Genomic DNA, 18,890 nt, shown 5'->3' on the forward strand with positions numbered 1-18,890 from the left:
TTGAATGGAATCCAACACTTCGCTTTGAAGAGGTTGCAACTCCTTTTCTTGTGTTAAAGACGTATAAACTTGTCGGATATAAAAGTTGGTTGTGTTATGCATGTTCTTGGCACGTTGGCACATCTCTTGAAAATATTCGTGCATTCGGTGTCCTTTTTTGACACAAATTTGCATGGTTTTGTAGTTTGCCATTTGATTTTCACCCCCCAAACATAAGTTCTAATACGTTTATATTACCCAAAAAATTATAAAAATTCTAGTACCAAAACCGCCAATTCACCTCCCACCTAAAATTCTATCGAATTTTTGAGGAAGGAGTCCTCTTGGCTTTTATGATAGAAACTATTTTGTTAGCAAATGAGTTATTCGTACGTATAGTTTCGGCTCATCTGTGGAAAACTGTGGAAATCGTTTATTTTGGAAACATTTGGAGCTATTTCTCAAAAAAAAGATAGCTGCATATTTACTTAGGTCACTCATTTACAAATCAATTATGAAAAATGAAATGGGAGATCTTTTACGAAAAGAGGGGCGCGGCATGGAACTTAGAACAAGAACGGCGTATCAGAAGCGCCGACGAATATGGAAAAAGGTTATTTGGACTGGCGTGTTATCGGTCTTTTTTGGCTTTTTAGCACTAAGTACCCTCGTTTTTTATGCGCATCAAATGGAACCGCCTTCGCTAACGGTACCCGAAACGACCGTCGTTTATTCTGCCAATGACGAGCGAATTGGCGAGTTTCATCAAGGGGAACATCGGTATTGGATTCCCATTGAAAACATGGGTGATCCGATTGTTGAGGCGACGTTAGCGATTGAAGACCGTCGATTTTACGAGCATTATGGTTTTGATCCGATACGAATTACTCGGGCGATCTTAACGAATATTCAATCGGGTTCGAGAGCGCAAGGGGCAAGTACGATTACACAGCAGTATGCGCGAAATTTATTTTTATCTCATGATAAAACGTGGTTACGTAAGTGGAATGAAGCTTTATATGCGCTACGGTTAGAGCTTCATTACTCGAAACAAGACATTCTAGAAGGATATTTAAACACGATTTATTACGGTCATGGGGCGTATGGAATTGAAGCAGCTTCCAACCTGTATTTTCAAAAAAGTGCCGAAGATTTGAGCTACAGTGAAGCGGCGATGCTCGCTGGTATTCCAAAAGGACCGAGCGTCTACTCTCCTCTCGTCAACGAAGAACGTTCGATGCAAAGACAAAACATTGTGCTTCAATCGATGAAGGAGAACGGAGCCATCTCAGGAAATCAACTTCTTGCATTTCAGAAGGAGACACTTGATTTTTCCCCAGAGCAAGAAATACAAGGAAAACGAGCGGCACCTTATTTTCATGACGCGTTACGGTCATGGCTCACGGAGGAATATAGCTTGGATGCAAGCGTTATCGATAGCGGGGGGTTAGACATTCATACGACGTTAGACACGAATTTGCAAAAACAAGCGGAAGAGATCATTAGGAAATCGTTTCAAGACGAGGATGAATTGGAAACGGCGTTAGTCGCGATTGATCCTCGAACCGGCGATGTTCGGGCACTTGTTGGTGGGAAAAATTATCAGGAGAGTTCGTATAATCGAGCGGTACAGGCGAAACGTCATCCTGGGTCGGCGCTGAAACCATTTTTGTACTACGCAGCGTTAGAGCATGGGCTCCGTCCGAATTCGATGTTGAAAAGTGAAGAGACGACGTTTGTATTTGACGAAGGAAGACAAGAGTATTCTCCAAGTAACTACAATCATCGTTACGCAGATGATTATATTACGATGCTGCAGGCGTTAGCGATCTCAGACAATATTTACGCGATGAAGATACATTTTTTATTAGGGTTTGAAGATCTACAGGAAAAGGCCGCTCGTTTCGGAATCGAAAGTCCGTTAGAAGCGGTGCCTGCGTTGGCTCTTGGATCAAGTGACGTCGGAGTGATGGAATTAGTCAATAGCTACAGTCCGTTTGCCAATGGTGGATACCGCGTTCAGCCTCGATTTGTCGAAAAAATTGTTGATCGGGATGGAAACGTTATTTTTGAAGAGGAAGTCGAGCGTTCGCAAGATTTGAACCCTGCATATACGGCAATAATGACCGATATGATGAAGGGAATGTTTGAGCCGGAATTAAGCTCGAGTTACGGAGCAGTCACCGGTGGAAGTATTGCTGATGTGGTTGATCGCCCTGTTGCTGGGAAAAGTGGGTCTACGTCTTCTGATAGTTGGATGATCGGTTACACTCCGCAACTCGTGTCTGGTGTATGGACGGGTTACGATGATTCTCGCGAGTTAGATAATGGGGATTCTTACCATTCAAAAGAAATTTGGGCGTCATTTATGAAAGAAGCGTTGAAAGATGATTTAAAGTTAACCTTTCAGGTTCCAAAAAATGTGACGGAAGTGGACATCAATCCGTTCAACGGCTTGCTTGCTGATGAAGGTTCCCCTGTCAGTCGACCAACGTTGTTTTTTAACGGGACGGAACCTACGGAATATAGCTCAAGTGAGAGGAAAGAAACAGAGGAAGAGGAGAAAGAAGAGACAAACGATCACGTTGATGAGGAGAAATACGAACAATTTAAGAAACGAGAAGAAGAAAAAAAAGAGAAATGGCTAGATCGTCTGGTCGATTGGTTTAACTAGACGATCCCTTCTAAATATAGACAGAAAAACAGACGAAAGGGACTGAGTCCGCCTTCGTCTGTTTTCCTGTCTTAGACTATATTAAGTGTGTGAATTTCAGTGTACAAAAATTACCTTTATCTAGCAATAGGGATTTGATAAGTTCACACTTTATTCACAATTTCATTTAAGCCTGAATGTGATTCGCTTTAGCGATTCGACATTTCCGTGAAACTGCTTATCCCCGATCCCGATAATAAGGAATACTATTCCACCGTTAAATCTTGTTTCAACTGATCATCTGCTCGTTCCCACATGCCTTCGTTGAAATTCTCAAGGAAGTCTTTTAAGATTCCTTTTGAGCGGTCATCCATTTGCGAAACGATAATTTTACGCTTTAATGATTTATCCATGTGATTCACGTGTTCAGGAAGACTTTTATATCCGCGACGAATTTCACGGTCCACAGTCATCTCACAAGCCGTCACACCAACATAGGCTGGTCCACCTTTGATCGGTTCCACCGTTACCCACACAAGCCAGAACGGGCGACCATTCGGGACTTCTTCTTTCGTTTTTAAAAACTTAATGCCTTTTTCAACTGCACTTCGGGCATGAAGCGCTCCCATGTCAACCTCAGCAGTTCCTTCATCCACATCAACAAAAACAGGTGTAATATTGTTTAAATTCAATGTTCCGACACCGTAACCACCGTGTCCGTCTGTCGAGTCTCCACTTAAGATGTTAAATCCTTTACTCATTTTTTTGATTTTTTCATTTTTTTGCTTATCTGATTCGTTCATCGACTATCCCTCACCTTCACTCATATCATCGTTATTTTCAAGCTACTTGCCTACGATTTCTTATTATCTAACACGTTTCCATCGCTAAGGGGTTTGTTCTCCCTGCGTTTATACTTTATACTGCTTAAGGTTTTCTGAAACACCTGTTACGATCCTAACGTTAGTTTATCATACTATGTTTTTAAGATGCACAAGTTACAAACCGAGAAAATTCCGTTTTTTAAAGGAAAAATGACGAGACGTGTGGAAATTATTCTGTGAGGGAAATTCACCCGCCGTATAACGAAAGACTTTGTGATACGATAAGGTTGGTCATAGCACTTCTTAAAAAAATATGACAAGACTTATCGCAACAAAGTGAGCAAAATGAATGATGCGAAAGGAGATTATACAATGCCAATCGTAACAGTGAAAATGTTAGAAGGTCGTGATGACGAGCAAAAACGCGCCCTCGTCGAAAAAGTGACGGCAGCAGTTTGTGAAACAACAAATGCACCAGCAGAAAGAGTGTCTGTGGTTATCGAAGAAATGTCACCAAACAACTTCGGCGTAGCCGGTACACGCGCTAGCGACAAATAAACAAATAAGGACTCCTCAAAGTAGCGATTAGGTTACTTTTGAGGAGTCTTTTTTTATGTTAATTCTGCGATGGCGAGCTGCAAACATTTCTGATAAAAATCAAATCGTTCATTTTTTTGATATTGCTCTAACTCTTCATCGATCCACTGAAAACTCAACGTTAACATTTCGCCCGGCACGTCTCTTGTGACTAGAACTTGGTGAAGCCATAAGGCGTAGTCTATGAAAATTTGTTCATTTTTTAATAGATAGGCGTTTTTCAAATAATTCAAGTGGTGCATCAAGTCTTGTTTCGTATGCTTTCGACCTCTGTCTCCGAATACCGCTAATTCTTCGCCATGCTCAGTGTAAAACCTTTCTGTTAACTGATCAGCTAGAGCTTCTTCGTTTAATTCTGCACTCATCCGTCATCGCCCCCTTTAATGCGTTGTCGCTGCTTCGGATAGCTGGTCTATGTATGCGTAAGCTTCTTCCATGTCTTGGTTTGTATAGTTTTGTTTTGCTTTAAATTTAAAAACTTTCGTCTCTACTTCTTCACGTGGTAAATCGTCAAAATATAAAATAGTCGATACCAATTCAAGAAATTTAGCACTTTGCTCATTCATTTGAAGCAACATTTCACTCACATCTGGAAAATCCAACGACATCATTGCTAAAAAGGCGTCTCCTTTTTCCGATAGCTCGTAACGATACTGCTGGTAGCCGGCTTTCTTTTCTTTCACTTCCGAGACAAATTGGAGCTGGCACACTTCCTCCATTCGAAGCGAAAGCTCCTCGGAGTAAGGTCCGAACATGTGCAACTGATATTTTTCATAAAAAGGCACGTTCATCTTTTGCGCAATATAGACCATCTTCTGCAATTTTTTCCGGCCAACAATCTCACCAGTTTGTTTAAATAATGCCAGTAATTTGGCATGTTCGTTAAGCATCTGTTACCCCTCCTGACTCATAAGTAAAGACATAATTCTGCGCTTTTCTTCTGGAAACGTTGATTCATCTTCAAGCAGATCTTTCGGGAAGTACAATTTATGATCCGTTCGTTTCTTACCAGAAATCGCTTCAACGACGTCTGATTGACGAGAAAGTTCCTTTAGTTCCCCATTTGGCATTAATAAGTGAATAGGCACTCGTTCATCTTTATCCTTTTCACCTGGACGATAAAAATCATATGGCAAGTCAGAAGAGGAATCGATGACAAGATAATAGTCCGGATTCAGACCGATTTTTTCGAAAAGTTGTTTCAACTCTGGCCATATAACCATCTGCTTGCCAGGATCGCACTCCACGTATTTAAATAGTCGCCGGTTCATAAACCGCAGACATAGATCGCTTAAAATCGGATCATCTTCCTCCTCCCACGCTTGAAAATAATAGAGAATAATCGATTCATCCAATTTCAAATAATCCTTCAGCGTCACATGATCATTGAACATCGACTTGAAGTGAGTTGGTGTGATTTTAAATGGATAGTCGTCGGCAAGAAGCTCTTTCGCTCGGTGAAGAATCTTGCTTAGAATCACTTCCGCACTTCGCGTCACCGGATGGAAATACACTTGCCAGTACATTTGATACCGACTCATAATGTAATCTTCCACGGCGTGCATGCCGCTATGTTTGAACACCGCCTGGTCTTCCATCGGTCGCATCACGCGAAGGAGCCGCTCCATGTCAAACTGCCCGTAGCTGACACCTGTGTAAAACGCATCGCGGAGCAAATAATCCATCCGGTCCGCATCAATCTGACTGGAGATCAGGCTGACCAATAGCTTGTTATCGTAGGTTTTTGCAATGACATTAGCTACTTTTGTTGGAAAGTCTTTCCCCATTTTTTGTAAAACGGCGTTTATTTCTGTATCACCAAGGATAATATGCCTTGTCCATTTTTCGTGATCCATATGGAATACTTTTTCGAATGAATGAGAAAATGGTCCGTGCCCCACGTCGTGAAGGAGCGCTGATGCTAAACAGACAAGACGCTCATCTGGATCCCATTCGCTTTTTTTCTGTAAGTTTTCCACCATTCTTCTCATCACTTCATACACACCGAGGGAATGATTAAATCGTGTATGCTCCGCACCATGAAACGTGAGAAACGTCGTTCCTAGCTGGCGTATTCTCCTCAACCGCTGAAATTCCTTCGTGCCAATAAGCTCCCAAATGAGCTCATCATTCACATGAATATACCGGTGAACGGGATCTTTGAAGACTTTCTCTTCTGTTAGCTTTCCGTCTAGCCTTTTCATTCAGGTCTAGCCCCTTCCTCTATTTATGACACTACTGTTATTTATCTGACTTTATTATACAAGACATACAGGGGGAATAAATAGCATGATTTTTTGATGGGATTTTAATTTTTTCGATAAGCAGGTTTTATAATTGGAAATAATTTGCTTGAGCGCGCGCATATTGCTGATTTACGCGCGCTCCCTCTCGAATTCCGCGCGCACACGACGACTTTCCGCGCGCTTCCCCCTATTTTCCGCGCCCGACCCTTAATTACCCGAGCCACTTCTCGATTTTTTTCAAAAATAAAAATGCAGAGACCCTCATTTGGGCTCTGCACGTATCTTTCTTTTCTATTATTGCCACTTATTGCTCATTACTTCATCCGTTTTTCCACTTTTTGCAACAATTGATCCTCATCCATGGCGGAAACAGCCCGTTCATTCACAAACACGAACACCTTTTTCCGACCTGGGCCACAGTATGACTGACAAGCGATGTCAATCTCTGCTTCAGGATCGAGCTTCTTCAATTTTGGAACTAATGTTTTACTATTTGTGGCCTGGCAGTCGTCACAAATGCTAAACTTATTTGCCATTTCCCACCACATCCTTTATTCGGTCGACAATATCGACCAATCTATTTTTAATGTTTGATCTCTCTTCATGACGCACACCCTGTTTAGAAGGGGCTACTGGAGTATTTTACAACTATCTGTTTACTAAATGCAAGAGGTTTCGCTAAAACAGTTTCTAGAAATATGATATAATTTTCACGGTTTGAAAAGAGATCGTAGAGGAGCTCAAACGATGACTATACAACAATTACTCTACCGGAAAAAGTGGTTGTTTTTTGATCAATCTGTATCCGGTTTAGCCATGAATCCCATCCACTCGTTTGCAATGGATGACACACTATGCCGTCGGGTTGGCGAACAAGATGGTACTGGCATTGCCCGTTCGTGGGTCCACGATAAAACTGTAGTTCTTGGCATTCAAGACAGTAGATTGCCGTTTATAAACGATGGCGTCCAATTTTTAACAGAAAAAGGATATCAAGTCATTATCCGAAATTCAGGCGGATTAGCTGTTGTCCTCGATCCTGGAATATACAACTTATCGCTCGTTTTTCGAGAAGATAAAGGGCTGTCGATCGATCGAGGGTATGATCTGATGGTTGCTTTTACCCGTTCGATTCTAAACGAGCTGAATGAAAACATCGTCGACGGGGAAATCAAAGAGTCCTACTGTCCAGGTCGCTATGATTTAAGTGTCCACGGCCAAAAATTCGCAGGCATTTCGCAACGACGCATTCGCGGTGGCGTCGCTGTTCAAATATACCTTGCCATGAATGGGAGCGGTTCTGAGCGGGCGAAACTGATTGAGGAGTTTTACCGACGAGCTGTGAACGGTGCACCAACAAAGTACGAATACCCGCGCATTGTCCCTGAAAAAATGGCTTCGTTAGAGGAATTATCAGGTCACCCTTTCACATCAGAAACGTTAAACCACCGAACACTTCAACAGTTGCAACAACAAAGCGATCAATTAGCTATGTACGAACTAAACGAGGAAGACTGGGAACGCTACGAGTACAATTTAGCTCGTATGGTGAAACGAAACGAAAAAGTCTCTCCTCTCGATGAAGAAAATTGACTAGGATATTTTTTGGAAAAGAATGATATTCTAGCCAAGTGCAATGCATGGGAGATGCTACAATCTCATACAAACAATGCCGTGTCTTTTCAGAAGAAAAACGCCTCCATTTAGGCGTTTTTCTTTATTTGTGCCGTTGATTTTTTTCGAGTTGTTGTTTTTGGTTTCGGTTTCTTTTTTGTTTTGTCGATGGATGCCTGCAAAGCTGACATAAGGTCTGTGACATTTGACGCTTCTTGTTTCTTTGCATCTTTTGTTTCTACCGTTCCCTTTCCCGTTCGTTTTTCTTCAATTAAATCCATCAAGGCGGTTCGGTAATCGTCGTTGTATTTTTCGGGATCAAACGTCGTCGTTAATTGTTTAATGAGCATCAGAGCCGTATCCAACTCTTTTTTCGTGACGTTTTGTTTTTCTGGAACGGCCACATCCCCGGCATTTCGCACTTCATCTGGAAAATGAATCGTCTCCATGAGCAACGTATTTTCGTATACTCGTACGACAGCCAACTGTTCCTTTGATCGAATCATAATTTTCGCCACGCCAATTTTCCCTGAGTCTTCCAACGCTTGACGTAACAGGATATACGCCTTCCCACCTCCTGTGTCGGGAGCGAGAAAATAACTTTTTTCGAAATAAATTGGATCAATTTCATCAAGCTTGACGAAATCAATAATTTCCATCGACTTGTCTTCCTTTTCTTTCTTCAACTTTTCTAAATCTTCCTCATCAAGCACGACAAACTTATTTTTTTCATATTCATACGCCTTCACAATGTCTTCGTTCTTCACTTCTTTGTCGCATCCAGGACATGTCTTTTGATACGAAATCGGCGTATGACATTCTTTATGAATTTGCCTCAGTTTAATATCTTTGTTTTCCGTTGCGGTGTGAAGTTTGACGGGAATATTGACAAGTCCGAAACTGATGCTCCCTTTCCATACTGTATGCATACCATTCACCTACTTTTTCTAGCTCTGTTCAATCTAACGTTGTGCCCCCTACTCCAACTATTCTTTCTTCTGGCCTTAACAAGCAGGGTACAGCCAACATTGATCATAAACAGACCTTTTTTGTTAATGTGCAACCTTTCTTACGTGATTATTCGCGGACCGTTTGGAAAGAATAATGGAAAAACGTTTGCGAGGTGAGGTTAGTATGAAGCCAATGAAGATGACTGCCGTTGATGATTTCCCTAAGAAATCAGGCTGGATTTATGAAACGAAGTTCGATGGTTTTCGCTGTTTGCTCGTTTGGAAAACGACGACGCCTGACCTTCTAAGCATGTCAGGGAAAAAACTTAATGATACGTTTCCGGAAATCGTTGAGTTTTGCGAGATGATTTATGATGACGTTCATCCCTTTCTTCCTCTCACATTTGACGGGGAGCTCGTATACCTTGAAAACTCGTATAAAAGTCGATTCGCAACCGTTCAGCGGCGAAGTCGAATGGGCCAATCAGTGGAAAAGTATGCAAAGTTGTTGCCTTGTCACTTAGCGATTTTCGATCTATTACACTTTAAAGGTGATGACCTAACGGGCGAACCGTTAACGAAGCGAAAAAGCCATCTTCAGACATTTTGTAAAAAAACGGAACTGCCCCTATCCATCAATGATAAAGATGAACGACGTCTTCAAGCGGTGGATAATACACCATTTTTTGATAAATTATGGAAAAATATTCAGGTGAACCACGGAGAAGGAGCAATCGCGAAACGAAAATCGAGCCATTGGAAGGAAGGGACAAGAAGTACCGATTGGTTGAAAAAGAAGTATTGGCGAATTGTCACGGTTATTGTAACGAACTACGATCCTAAAAACGGATACTTCGCAGGTTCTGTTTTTCAAAACGATCGTCTCGTTGACGTTGTTCATTTTCGCCACGGTTTTCAAGAAGAAGAGGAGAAAACGCTAATTGCCTTATTTCAGAAAAACGGAGCGAACATCGACGGCATTTGGACGTTGCCTCCATCCATCTGTGTGGACGTTGCTTGTATTGATTTTGATGGGAAACATATTCGAGAACCGAGATTTGCTTCGTTTCATATAGATGGAGATCCCAACGATTGCACTTGGAAAACGATGCAGCGACAACTGATGCCGCTCCCTGATAATGTTGAAATAACAAGTGCTGATAAACCGATTTGGCCATCAAAAAACATCGTGAAAGACAATTACCTTATCTACTTACAAACATTGGCACCTCTCCTTCTGCCCCATTTAAACAAACGTTTACTTACCGTGATTCGTTTCCCTCACGGAGCTGCTTCTGGTGAGCATTTCTATCAAAAAAATTGTCCTGACTATGCCCCATCGTTTGTCGAAACAGAACAGGTCGACGACATCAATTACATTATATGTAATCAAGTGGAGACCCTTCTTTGGCTTGGAAATCAGCTAGCTTTAGAGTTTCACACACCATTTCAAACGATCGATACGCTTGATCCAACGGAAATCGTTTTTGATTTAGATCCTCCTTCCGAAAATGAGTTTTCATTAGCGATCGAGGCCGCTTTAAGCATGAAAGAGGTTTTGGATCAATTTAACCTTTCCTCTTTTATTAAAACGTCTGGTAGAAAAGGATTACAAGTATACGTACCCTTGCCGATAAACCGTTTTTCCTACAAGGAAACTCGCCGATTCACATCGTTTGTTTGCCAGTTTCTTTGCGAGCAAAAACCGGAGTGGTTTACGACCGAACGTTTGAAAAAAAATCGACGCAATCGTCTTTATCTAGACTATATTCAGCACGACGAAGGAAAAACGATTATCGCTCCCTACTCGCCTCGCGGAACAAAAGATGGACTAGTAGCGACACCTCTATACTGGGAAGAAGTAACATCTTCCTTAAGTCCTCATCACTTTTCTTTGCCTGCTGTCATAGGGCGAGTGAAAGATAAAGGCGACCCGTTCCGAACGCTTCGCCACGTTGATAATGAGGAGGCATTAAAACGAGTGTTACAAGAGCTGTAAACAAAACACAAAAAAAGCACACCAAATCAGTGGTGTGCTCGACTAATAAACTCTTATTCTGTTACCCCTTGCATCGCTGTGATCAGGGACAGCTTGTATACATCTTCTGCGTTACAACCACGAGATAAATCGTTCACTGGTTGATTCAACCCTTGTAGGATTGGACCAATCGCTTCGAAGTTGCCAAGACGTTGTGCCATTTTGTAGCCAATGTTGCCTGACTCCAACGTTGGGAAGATAAACGTGTTTGCTTCGCCGTTTAATGGAGAATCTGGCGCTTTTTTCTTCGCTACGCTTGGTACAAATGCCGCATCAAATTGAAATTCACCGTCTAATGTTAATTCCGGCGCTTTTTCTTTCGCGATTCTCGTCGCTTCCACAACTTTTTCCGTTTCAGGGCTAACTGCCGACCCTTTTGTTGAGAAGCTGAGCATGGCGACTTTAGGATCAATTCCGAAAACTCTCGCTGTTTTTGCTGCTTCAATAGCTGTTTCTGCCATATCATTGCTATCTGGAGAAATGTTGATCGCACAGTCACCAAAAATATAGCGCTCGTCATTTCTTACCATGACAAACACTCCAGACGTTTTTTTCACGCCTTCTTTCGTTTTAATGATTTGCAAGGCAGGACGAACCGTATCACCTGTTGCATGTGCCGCTCCACTCACAAGACCTACCGCTTCCCCCGTGTATACAAGCATCGTTCCAAAATAGTTAGGCGTTTTTAAAATTTTCACCGCTTCTTCTTTTGTATTTTTCCCTTTTCGGCGCTCTAAAAATGCATCAACAAGTTTATCAAAGCCAGCGTAAGTTTCTGGGTTATGAATCGTTAAACCGGACACATCTAATTTAAGGGCCGCTGCCTTCGCTTTGATTTCATCTTCATTGCCAACCAAAATAGGCTCCAAAATTCCTTCTGCTTTCAATCGAACCGTTGCTTCTAAAATACGTTCATCCGTTCCTTCTGGAAAAACAATGGACGGATTACTTGCTTTTACTTTTTCAGCTATCGCTGTAAACATATTGCTCACAGGAATTCCTCCTTTATTACTCGCTACTTTATAGGATAACCTTTATTGATCAAAAAATAAATTGTAGAAACCTTATCTGGTGAAAGTCTTAATTTTCAGAATCAGATTTCGAGCTCTTTTTTACCAAGCTCTGAACCTTGACAACACAAGGTTCATCCATAAAAACAGTGTTGTAATATAACAATGTTCGACAATTATTTACCTACTTACAACGGCTAATGGTGTCTGACAGATCGAATTTTCAATTGCATTCCCCGTCATTCATTAAGTATAATGAATGAATAATCACTCATTTTTATATTTGGCTCTGTTATTGAACACGTTTTCGTTATCACTCTCCGTAAAAATTTAGACACATTTTCAAAAAAATATAGTAGATCATTTAACAACAACTAAAATGATCACTCTGACACCGTTCCATGGTGATGTTAAACACCAACATGAAACGGCAGCAGTCATATGTTACGGAGAATGCTTCAAAAATGACGGGAACGCGTTTTCTAATAACGCCTGAAGGGGGAACTTATGGGTTGCGAAGAGTTGTATAAACCGTTGAAAGTGAACCAATTGACGTTAAGAACAAGAGTTATCATGGGTTCTATGCACGTAGGATTAGAAGGATTGGACAATGGGATTCACAAACTAACCGAGTTTTACAAAAGACGAGCGAAGTATGATGTTGGGTTGATCGTTACTGGAGGTGCTGCAGTTAATCCAGAAGGAAGCGGTGGCCTTGATTTCATGTCGATTTATCAAGAGGATGACGTAGACCGATGGAAGCCGATGACACAAGGCGTTCATGACGAAGGTGGAGCTATTGCCTTACAGTTGTTTCATGCTGGTCGTTATGCATATAAAGCGATGACAGGTGTCGACCCCGTCGCCCCCTCTGCCATTCAATCGCCGATAAATCCAGATAAACCGGTAGCGCTGACACATGAAGAAATCGAGCGGACGATTGATGATTTCGCGCAAGGAGCGAGACGAGCGAAAGAAGCTGGTTTTGATGCGGTGGAAATCATGGGGTCTGAAGGTTATTTAATTAATCAATTCGTCTCCCCTGTCACGAACCAACGAACGGATGAATGGGGTGGCTCATTTGAAAATCGTCTAAAGTTTCCGTTAAAAATCATGCGAGCAGTAAGGGAAGCGGTCGGACCCGACTACCCTGTATTATTTCGCATGTCCGGCATGGATTTGATCGATGAAAGCACAACAGAGGAAGAAACACTTCACATGGCGCGAGAAATCGAAAAAGCGAGTGCCGACATCATCAACGTTGGGATTGGTTGGCACGAGTCGAAAGTACCGACGATTTCAATGAAAGTTCCACGAATGAAATTCGTTCCCGTAGCAGAAAATATTGCCACACAGGTGAGCGTTCCCGTTGTGGCAAGTAACCGTATCAATGATCCACGGGATGCAAACAATATTTTAAAAGAAGGAAACGTTCAGCTCGTTTCAATGGCTCGCCCATTTTTGGCGGATCCTGCCATTATTTCGAAAGGAAAAGAGGAACGCTACGACGAAGTGAACACGTGTATTGCTTGTAACCAAGCTTGTCTTGATCACGTGTTTGAAGGAAAAGCGGCGACGTGTCTCGTAAACCCTGAAGCAGGACGAGAAACGGAATTGCTCATGATTAAAACGGATCAACCAAAAAAGCTAGTCATCATCGGCGCTGGTCCTGCGGGATTGGAAACAGCTCGCGTTGCTGCTGAGCGAGGACATTCGGTCACACTCGTTGATGAGAAAAATGAAATTGGCGGGCAGCTGAATTATTCCAAAAAAATTCCTGGTAAACAAGAGTTTTACGAAACGCTTCGTTACTACAGAGTACAGCTAGAATTATTAGGTGTAGATGTGCAACTCGGCAAGCGATTAGATGAAAACGATCCTCTGTTGCAACAAGCAGATGACGTGATTATCGCCACTGGCATTGTCCCTCGTATCCCCGAAATCGATGGTGTCAACGATGAGCAAATTTTATCGTACCGCGATGTGTTTGAAGGGGTATCCGAAACTGGAAAGAATGTCATCATCGTTGGTGGCGGCGGGATTGCTTGCGATTTAGCGTTATTTTTAAAAGAAAGAGGGGCTGAAGCCATCACGTTGTTACAGCGAAGTAAATCCTTCGCTCGCGGTATCGGTAAAACGACGCGTTGGGCAACGATCATGGAGTTGAAGCTGTTAGGAATCAAGATGGTCGGGGGCATTGAAACGTATCAACACGTCGATGGTCAGTCGGTGTCGTTTACGATCAACGGCGAAGAGAAAACCATCTCCGCTGACTCCGTTGTTCTTGCTGCCGGCCAGCTGATCAACGACGACTTAGCCAGTGTCCTTCGCGACAAAGGTAAATCCGTACACATTATCGGCGGCGCAAAAGACGCGCTCGGGCTCGATGCAAAAAAAGCGATCTATGATGGCGCAATTCTAGCACGGGAACTATAACTTGGAGGGATGACGATGAACACCGTTTTATATGAAGTGAATAACCACGTGGCAACGATCACAATGAACCGTCCACACGTCCGTAACGCAATCAATGAAGAAATGCACGAAGACCTCTTCAACGCCTTTCAAGAGGCGCGACGAGATAATGAAGTGAAAGTTATCTTATTCACAGGGACAGAGGGTTCTTTTTCAAGCGGAGCCGACTTGAAAAGCATTCCCATCGATCAAATGGAAACGTTCGATCATGGGGAATATTTAGAGCGAACTTACAACAAACTAGTCGTCCTTATGAATGAAATTGAAAAACCAACCGTTGCCTACTTGAACGGGACCGCTGTCGGGGCCGGCCTAAGTCTAGCTCTCGCATGTGATTTCCGTTACGCTTCTTCTGATGCAAAAATCGCGCTTAGCTTTCTACAAATTGGTTTAACACCTGACGCAGGAGCTTCGTACTTTTTACCGCGATTAATCGGGTTAGCGAAAGCGATCGAACTCGGTTTAGGACAACCGATCACCGCTGAAGAAGCCCTTCGAATCGGATTAATTACGAATATCGGTGATCCACATCCGTTTGTAGAAGCATTAAAACAAGTGCCAAATCCCGCCTACGGTTGGATGAAGAAAAACATGAAAGCTGGTTTTGAAGTCACGCTTCAAGGAGTCCTTCATTCCGAAATTGAGGGCCAACGAGCAGCAGGAAAGTCCGAAGACCATTTAAAAGCCGTCCAGTCGTTTTTGAAAAAATAACGACCGAATCTGTCTTGTCGAACGGTTACTTTGGCGTGTCCATTTGGGCACGCCGTTTGGTTTTTCTTGGATAGGCTTGTATAATGGAAGAAGTGTGGTTGAATGCTTAATGAACATGATAATATTAGAAACTGAAACGGAGTGATTGTACATGGCCGAACCGGCAAAGACACTAAATGGATGGTACGTATTGCATGATTTTCGCAAAATGAACTGGGTGGAATGGAAAAAGATTTCAACCGATGAACGAGAATCGATCATCGCTGAATTTCTAAAAATGGTCAAAAAATGGGACGTGACGCAGTCTAAGTTTGAGGGGAGCCACGGTCTTTATACAATCGTTGGTCAAAAAGCAGACTTCATGATCATGTTATTGCGTCCGACAATGGATGAGTTAAGCGAATTGGAGACGGCATTTAACAAAACTCGTTTAGCTGAATTTACGATTCCTACATATTCCTACGTGTCTGTGGTGGAATTAAGCAATTATTTATCTGATGATAAAGATCCGAATCAAGACCCTGAAATTCAAGCTCGTTTGAAACCAATTTTACCGAAATGGAAGTATGTGTGCTTCTATCCGATGGACAAGCGTCGCCAAGGGAATGACAACTGGTATATGCTCCCAATGGAAGAGCGACAAACGATGATGCGCAGTCACGGTATGATTGGGCGCAGCTATGCTGGGAAAGTACGCCAAATCATTTCTGGATCTGTTGGTTTAGACGATTGGGAGTGGGGCGTGACATTGTTCGCTCACGATTCCCTCGAGTTCAAAAAACTCGTTTACGAAATGCGCTTTGACGAAGTGAGTGCTCGCTACGGTGAGTTTGGAACTTTCTATGTAGGTTCATTGCTCGACGACGAAAAAATCAAACCATTTTTATATATTTAAGTGTGACGAAGTGACGAAGCCAGGCTTGTGCCTGGCTTTTTTTCGTGCCCTTCCTCTTCCAAATCTCTTCCTCCTCTTATGGACACATTTTTTATTTTCTACATTTCTCCTATCGATCTCCCTTCATCATATATTCATTGTCATAGCCCAAAAACTTACGCATACAATGTCATTAGCATGGGTGATCGCCACTCATTTGAAAAAAGATTCAATGCTAGCGATGTTCGACGCACTGACGTAAAGGGGGTGGGTAGTTGGCTGTTATCAAAGCTAGATCACAAGATATTGACTTACTTGCGCGACTCATGCGCGCGGAAGCGGAAGGTGAAGGAGAACAAGGCATGCTTAGTGCTGGAAACGTCATGGTAAATCGTGTTCGAGCCGTTTGTCTCGATTTCGAGGATATAAGAACAGTACCCCTTATGGTTTTCCAATCTCCAGGTGGGTTTGAAGCAACACAAAAAGGTTATTTTTATCAAGGTGCTCGCGAGAGAGAAAGACGCTTGGCAAGAAAGCTTGTTCAAGGAAAACGATATGTCCCAGGAGAGTTTGACCTTTGGTTTTTCCGTCCAGACGGTCCGTGTCCAGCACAATGGTGGGGACAATGGAATTCAGGAAGATTCAAACTACACTGCTTTTATTCTCCATTACCCAGTGAGTGTCCATCTGTTTACACTGTTTACTAAACCGAGTTTTTTAGAGGAGTGATTTCATGTATTCTCAACAAGGTTCCCCTTATGGCGGGGGTCAAGATCATCCAACTGAAGGTCAAGAGTTGGAGCGACATCACCATCACCAAATGCCTATGTACCAACAGCAACCTATGATGCATCATCAAATGCAACCTCAGCCTCAACACATGCAACCTATGCACCACCAAATGCACCAACCGATGCAACATCAACAACATATGCAACATATGCAACAACCGATGCAACATCAACCTTTTTTACCTGGAACGCCGATGCCACCACCGCCGCAGTTCACGATGCAGCAGCCTCCACGACCTCAAATGCCTGATATAGAAGGTATGCTGCCAATAGAAATGTCGTATATCGAAAATATACTTCGACTCAATCGGCAGCGTGTAGGAACTTTCTACATGACGTATGAAAACAATGAAAAATGGAACGCAAAAATCTTTAAAGGCGTTATCGAAGCTGCAGGACGAGATCATATCATCATTAGCGATCCTCAAACAGACAAACGGTACTTACTATTAATGGTGAACTTGGATTACGTTACGTTTGATGGAGAAATTGAATATGATTATCCATTTAATGATATCGATCCAGGAGAAGCGTTAGCTACTTATCCCCCTAGATAAACACACAACAAGCTTAGAGATCTTCCATTCTCTAAGCTTTTTCATCGTATGAATCTCCTTGCTATTTTTTCACCCAATACTCGCTGCAATCTCTACTTCTATCCATAAACCCGTACTCAATTAAATAACGCCTTACCGTCACATAATCAGCATAAACAGCCTTGAGCTTTTCGTTTACTTCTTTTTCTTTATAGATATTTTTTGCGTCAAATCTGTTCATCATATGCTGAAGAACAATAATTTTTCGCTTCTCTTTACTAGGAAAACTCTCTAACGGACCGTTTAACCCTTCCTTGAAGTACGTTTTTAATACTTTATCTTTCTCTTCCACTGTTGTTGCGTAACGTTCATCCACCATTTTTGCCCCCTTATGGACTGGAATCAAATCGTGCACGTCTTGTTTCTCATGTTTCAGCTCATTCATGATCGTTAAAAATACTTTTGCTTGTTTCTCTTTTTCTCTGAATTTAAATCGATAATTTCGGATTGTAGATGTGCTACCGCCTATTTCTTTTGCAATTTCTTTATCCGTTAACCCTTTCTTGAAAAAACGAAGAACATCTTTCTGATGGTCTGATAAACCTGTGTACTTCTTGTCCATCGAAAGTAAATAATCAAAAACAGAATGATGCTCCTCTCTGATATGATGGACGATTGCTTTTTTTGCCTCATAAAACGTTCCTGTTCTTTCAAAAATCACACCGTCTTCAAACCGTTCATCACACATCAAACAAACATATTCCTCCGTTACCGAATCATAGACAAATCCCTTTGACAATTCTTCTACAGATGCGTCCCAAAACTTCTCTTCATCAGCCATATAATAAACAAACCTTTCTTTTGTTTTTATTTATATAAACATAATATCATTTCGTTTATGAATTTACAAATGAACTTATGAAATTATGTTAAAAAACGCATGAGGTTTATCATACCTCATGCGTTCCGTAAAACGATATTCATCATGTCTACCAATTGATTCGTTCCTTATTCCTTACATTGTCTACTCTGACCAAGCGGCGATAAATAATAATGCCCATCCTACTAGGAAAGCGACTCCTCCGATTGGTGTAATGGCACCAAGAACGCGAATACCAGTTAAACTTAATGCGTAAAGACTTCCAGAAAACAAAATAATTCCGACGAAAAACGCCCATCCAGCACCATGAACCAATCCTGTCGCAGATAAATACCTCGTTAAAATCGCTACAGCGATGAGAGCGACGGCATGAATCATATGGTATTGCACACCTGTTTCAAATGTTTGCACGTAACCATTTGATTCCAAACGGTCTTTTAACGCATGTGCACCGAAGGCTCCTATGGCAACAAATAAAAAAGCATTTAAGCTCCCTAATAATAAAAATAATTTCATTTTTCTTCCCCTTCCAAACTGTTAATGATTGCTTCATTATTGGTAACGGACAACTTTATTTTAAAATCTATGCGATGTCCGCTACAAGTGAGTGTCCTATTTAAAATAATAAACGATGAAAGACCTCCACTCGCTATTCTGCGGACGATTATGGTGTGAAAATATTCTCATGTACTCCCCAAAATAGAGTGACATC

General features: G+C 42.0%; 18 protein-coding genes and 1 pseudogene. 9 read left to right on the plus strand and 10 right to left on the minus strand.

Annotated features, from left to right (window positions below; all coding sequences use genetic code 11):
* Positions 1-192: pseudogene (locus QDN89_RS15340) on the minus strand (RNA-guided endonuclease InsQ/TnpB family protein); the annotation flags it as partial.
* A 346-nt stretch (positions 193-538) separates the two neighbouring features.
* Here QDN89_RS15340 and QDN89_RS15345 point away from each other — a divergent pair.
* A complete protein-coding gene (locus tag QDN89_RS15345) occupies positions 539-2,653 on the plus strand; it encodes a transglycosylase domain-containing protein (protein WP_280771045.1) in 2,115 nt (704 codons plus the stop codon).
* Positions 2,654-2,898: 245 nt separating this feature from the next.
* Here QDN89_RS15345 and QDN89_RS15350 read toward each other — a convergent pair whose 3' ends face one another.
* On the minus strand, positions 2,899-3,435 hold the full coding sequence (locus QDN89_RS15350; protein WP_280771046.1) for a YwhD family protein: 537 nt from the start codon (positions 3,433-3,435) through the stop codon (positions 2,899-2,901).
* Between the two features lie 393 nt (positions 3,436-3,828).
* Between QDN89_RS15350 and QDN89_RS15355 the strand changes: the two genes are divergently transcribed.
* Positions 3,829-4,014 (plus strand): 2-hydroxymuconate tautomerase, encoded by a 186-nt coding sequence (locus QDN89_RS15355; RefSeq protein ID WP_280771047.1) that lies wholly within the window; start codon positions 3,829-3,831, stop codon positions 4,012-4,014.
* Positions 4,015-4,067: 53 nt separating this feature from the next.
* Here QDN89_RS15355 and QDN89_RS15360 read toward each other — a convergent pair whose 3' ends face one another.
* The 4 genes from QDN89_RS15360 to QDN89_RS15375 all read right to left on the minus strand — a co-directional run bounded on the left by QDN89_RS15360 (position 4,068) and on the right by QDN89_RS15375 (position 6,835).
* Positions 4,068-4,418, minus strand: a complete 351-nt coding sequence (locus QDN89_RS15360) for a hypothetical protein (RefSeq protein ID WP_280771048.1) — start codon at positions 4,416-4,418, stop codon at positions 4,068-4,070.
* A 15-nt stretch (positions 4,419-4,433) separates the two neighbouring features.
* Positions 4,434-4,943, minus strand: a complete 510-nt coding sequence (locus QDN89_RS15365; RefSeq protein WP_280771049.1) for a YwgA family protein — start codon at positions 4,941-4,943, stop codon at positions 4,434-4,436.
* 3 nt (positions 4,944-4,946) lie between these two features.
* On the minus strand, positions 4,947-6,257 hold the full coding sequence (locus QDN89_RS15370) for an HD domain-containing protein (RefSeq protein WP_280771050.1): 1,311 nt from the start codon (positions 6,255-6,257) through the stop codon (positions 4,947-4,949).
* A 356-nt stretch (positions 6,258-6,613) separates the two neighbouring features.
* Positions 6,614-6,835 carry a YuzB family protein gene (locus tag QDN89_RS15375; RefSeq protein ID WP_280771051.1) on the minus strand — a complete coding sequence of 74 codons (222 nt, stop codon included), beginning with the start codon at positions 6,833-6,835 and terminating at the stop codon, positions 6,614-6,616.
* A 211-nt stretch (positions 6,836-7,046) separates the two neighbouring features.
* Here QDN89_RS15375 and lipL point away from each other — a divergent pair, with 211 nt between their 5' ends.
* Positions 7,047-7,892 carry an octanoyl-[GcvH]:protein N-octanoyltransferase gene (lipL, locus tag QDN89_RS15380; protein WP_280771052.1) on the plus strand — a complete coding sequence of 282 codons (846 nt, stop codon included), beginning with the start codon at positions 7,047-7,049 and terminating at the stop codon, positions 7,890-7,892.
* A 110-nt stretch (positions 7,893-8,002) separates the two neighbouring features.
* Here lipL and ku read toward each other — a convergent pair whose 3' ends face one another.
* Positions 8,003-8,842, minus strand: a complete 840-nt coding sequence (ku, locus tag QDN89_RS15385; protein WP_280771053.1) for a non-homologous end joining protein Ku — start codon at positions 8,840-8,842, stop codon at positions 8,003-8,005.
* A 205-nt stretch (positions 8,843-9,047) separates the two neighbouring features.
* Between ku and QDN89_RS15390 the strand changes: the two genes are divergently transcribed.
* Positions 9,048-10,862: a DNA ligase D gene (locus tag QDN89_RS15390; RefSeq protein WP_280771054.1), complete on the plus strand. Its 1,815-nt coding sequence runs from the start codon at positions 9,048-9,050 to the stop codon at positions 10,860-10,862.
* A 53-nt stretch (positions 10,863-10,915) separates the two neighbouring features.
* On the opposite strand, the gene pta is transcribed toward QDN89_RS15390, so the two are convergent.
* Positions 10,916-11,893: a phosphate acetyltransferase gene (gene pta, locus QDN89_RS15395; RefSeq protein ID WP_280771055.1), complete on the minus strand. Its 978-nt coding sequence runs from the start codon at positions 11,891-11,893 to the stop codon at positions 10,916-10,918.
* A gap of 525 nt (positions 11,894-12,418) precedes the next feature.
* On the opposite strand from pta, the gene QDN89_RS15400 reads away from it, so the two are divergent.
* The 5 genes from QDN89_RS15400 to gerQ all read left to right on the plus strand — a co-directional run bounded on the left by QDN89_RS15400 (position 12,419) and on the right by gerQ (position 17,319).
* Positions 12,419-14,347, plus strand: coding sequence for an oxidoreductase (locus QDN89_RS15400; RefSeq protein ID WP_280771056.1), 1,929 nt, complete (start codon positions 12,419-12,421; stop codon positions 14,345-14,347).
* Positions 14,348-14,362: 15 nt separating this feature from the next.
* Positions 14,363-15,097 carry an enoyl-CoA hydratase/isomerase family protein gene (locus QDN89_RS15405; RefSeq protein WP_280771057.1) on the plus strand — a complete coding sequence of 245 codons (735 nt, stop codon included), beginning with the start codon at positions 14,363-14,365 and terminating at the stop codon, positions 15,095-15,097.
* Between the two features lie 151 nt (positions 15,098-15,248).
* Positions 15,249-15,992 carry a hydrogen peroxide-dependent heme synthase gene (gene hemQ / locus QDN89_RS15410; protein WP_280771058.1) on the plus strand — a complete coding sequence of 248 codons (744 nt, stop codon included), beginning with the start codon at positions 15,249-15,251 and terminating at the stop codon, positions 15,990-15,992.
* A 254-nt stretch (positions 15,993-16,246) separates the two neighbouring features.
* Positions 16,247-16,678 carry a cell wall hydrolase gene (locus tag QDN89_RS15415; RefSeq protein WP_280771059.1) on the plus strand — a complete coding sequence of 144 codons (432 nt, stop codon included), beginning with the start codon at positions 16,247-16,249 and terminating at the stop codon, positions 16,676-16,678.
* 113 nt (positions 16,679-16,791) lie between these two features.
* On the plus strand, positions 16,792-17,319 hold the full coding sequence (gene gerQ / locus QDN89_RS15420) for a spore coat protein GerQ (RefSeq protein ID WP_280771279.1): 528 nt from the start codon (positions 16,792-16,794) through the stop codon (positions 17,317-17,319).
* Positions 17,320-17,380: 61 nt separating this feature from the next.
* On the opposite strand, the gene QDN89_RS15425 is transcribed toward gerQ, so the two are convergent.
* Both QDN89_RS15425 and QDN89_RS15430 read right to left on the minus strand, forming a co-directional pair.
* Positions 17,381-18,139 (minus strand): DUF2087 domain-containing protein, encoded by a 759-nt coding sequence (locus QDN89_RS15425; protein ID WP_280771060.1) that lies wholly within the window; start codon positions 18,137-18,139, stop codon positions 17,381-17,383.
* Between the two features lie 183 nt (positions 18,140-18,322).
* Positions 18,323-18,694: a DUF423 domain-containing protein gene (locus QDN89_RS15430; RefSeq protein WP_280771061.1), complete on the minus strand. Its 372-nt coding sequence runs from the start codon at positions 18,692-18,694 to the stop codon at positions 18,323-18,325.
* Positions 18,695-18,890 lie beyond the last annotated feature (196 nt).

The organism is Salipaludibacillus daqingensis (assembly GCF_029891575.1).
In the GTDB taxonomy this organism is placed as follows: Bacteria; Bacillota; Bacilli; order Bacillales; family Salisediminibacteriaceae; genus Salipaludibacillus; species Salipaludibacillus daqingensis.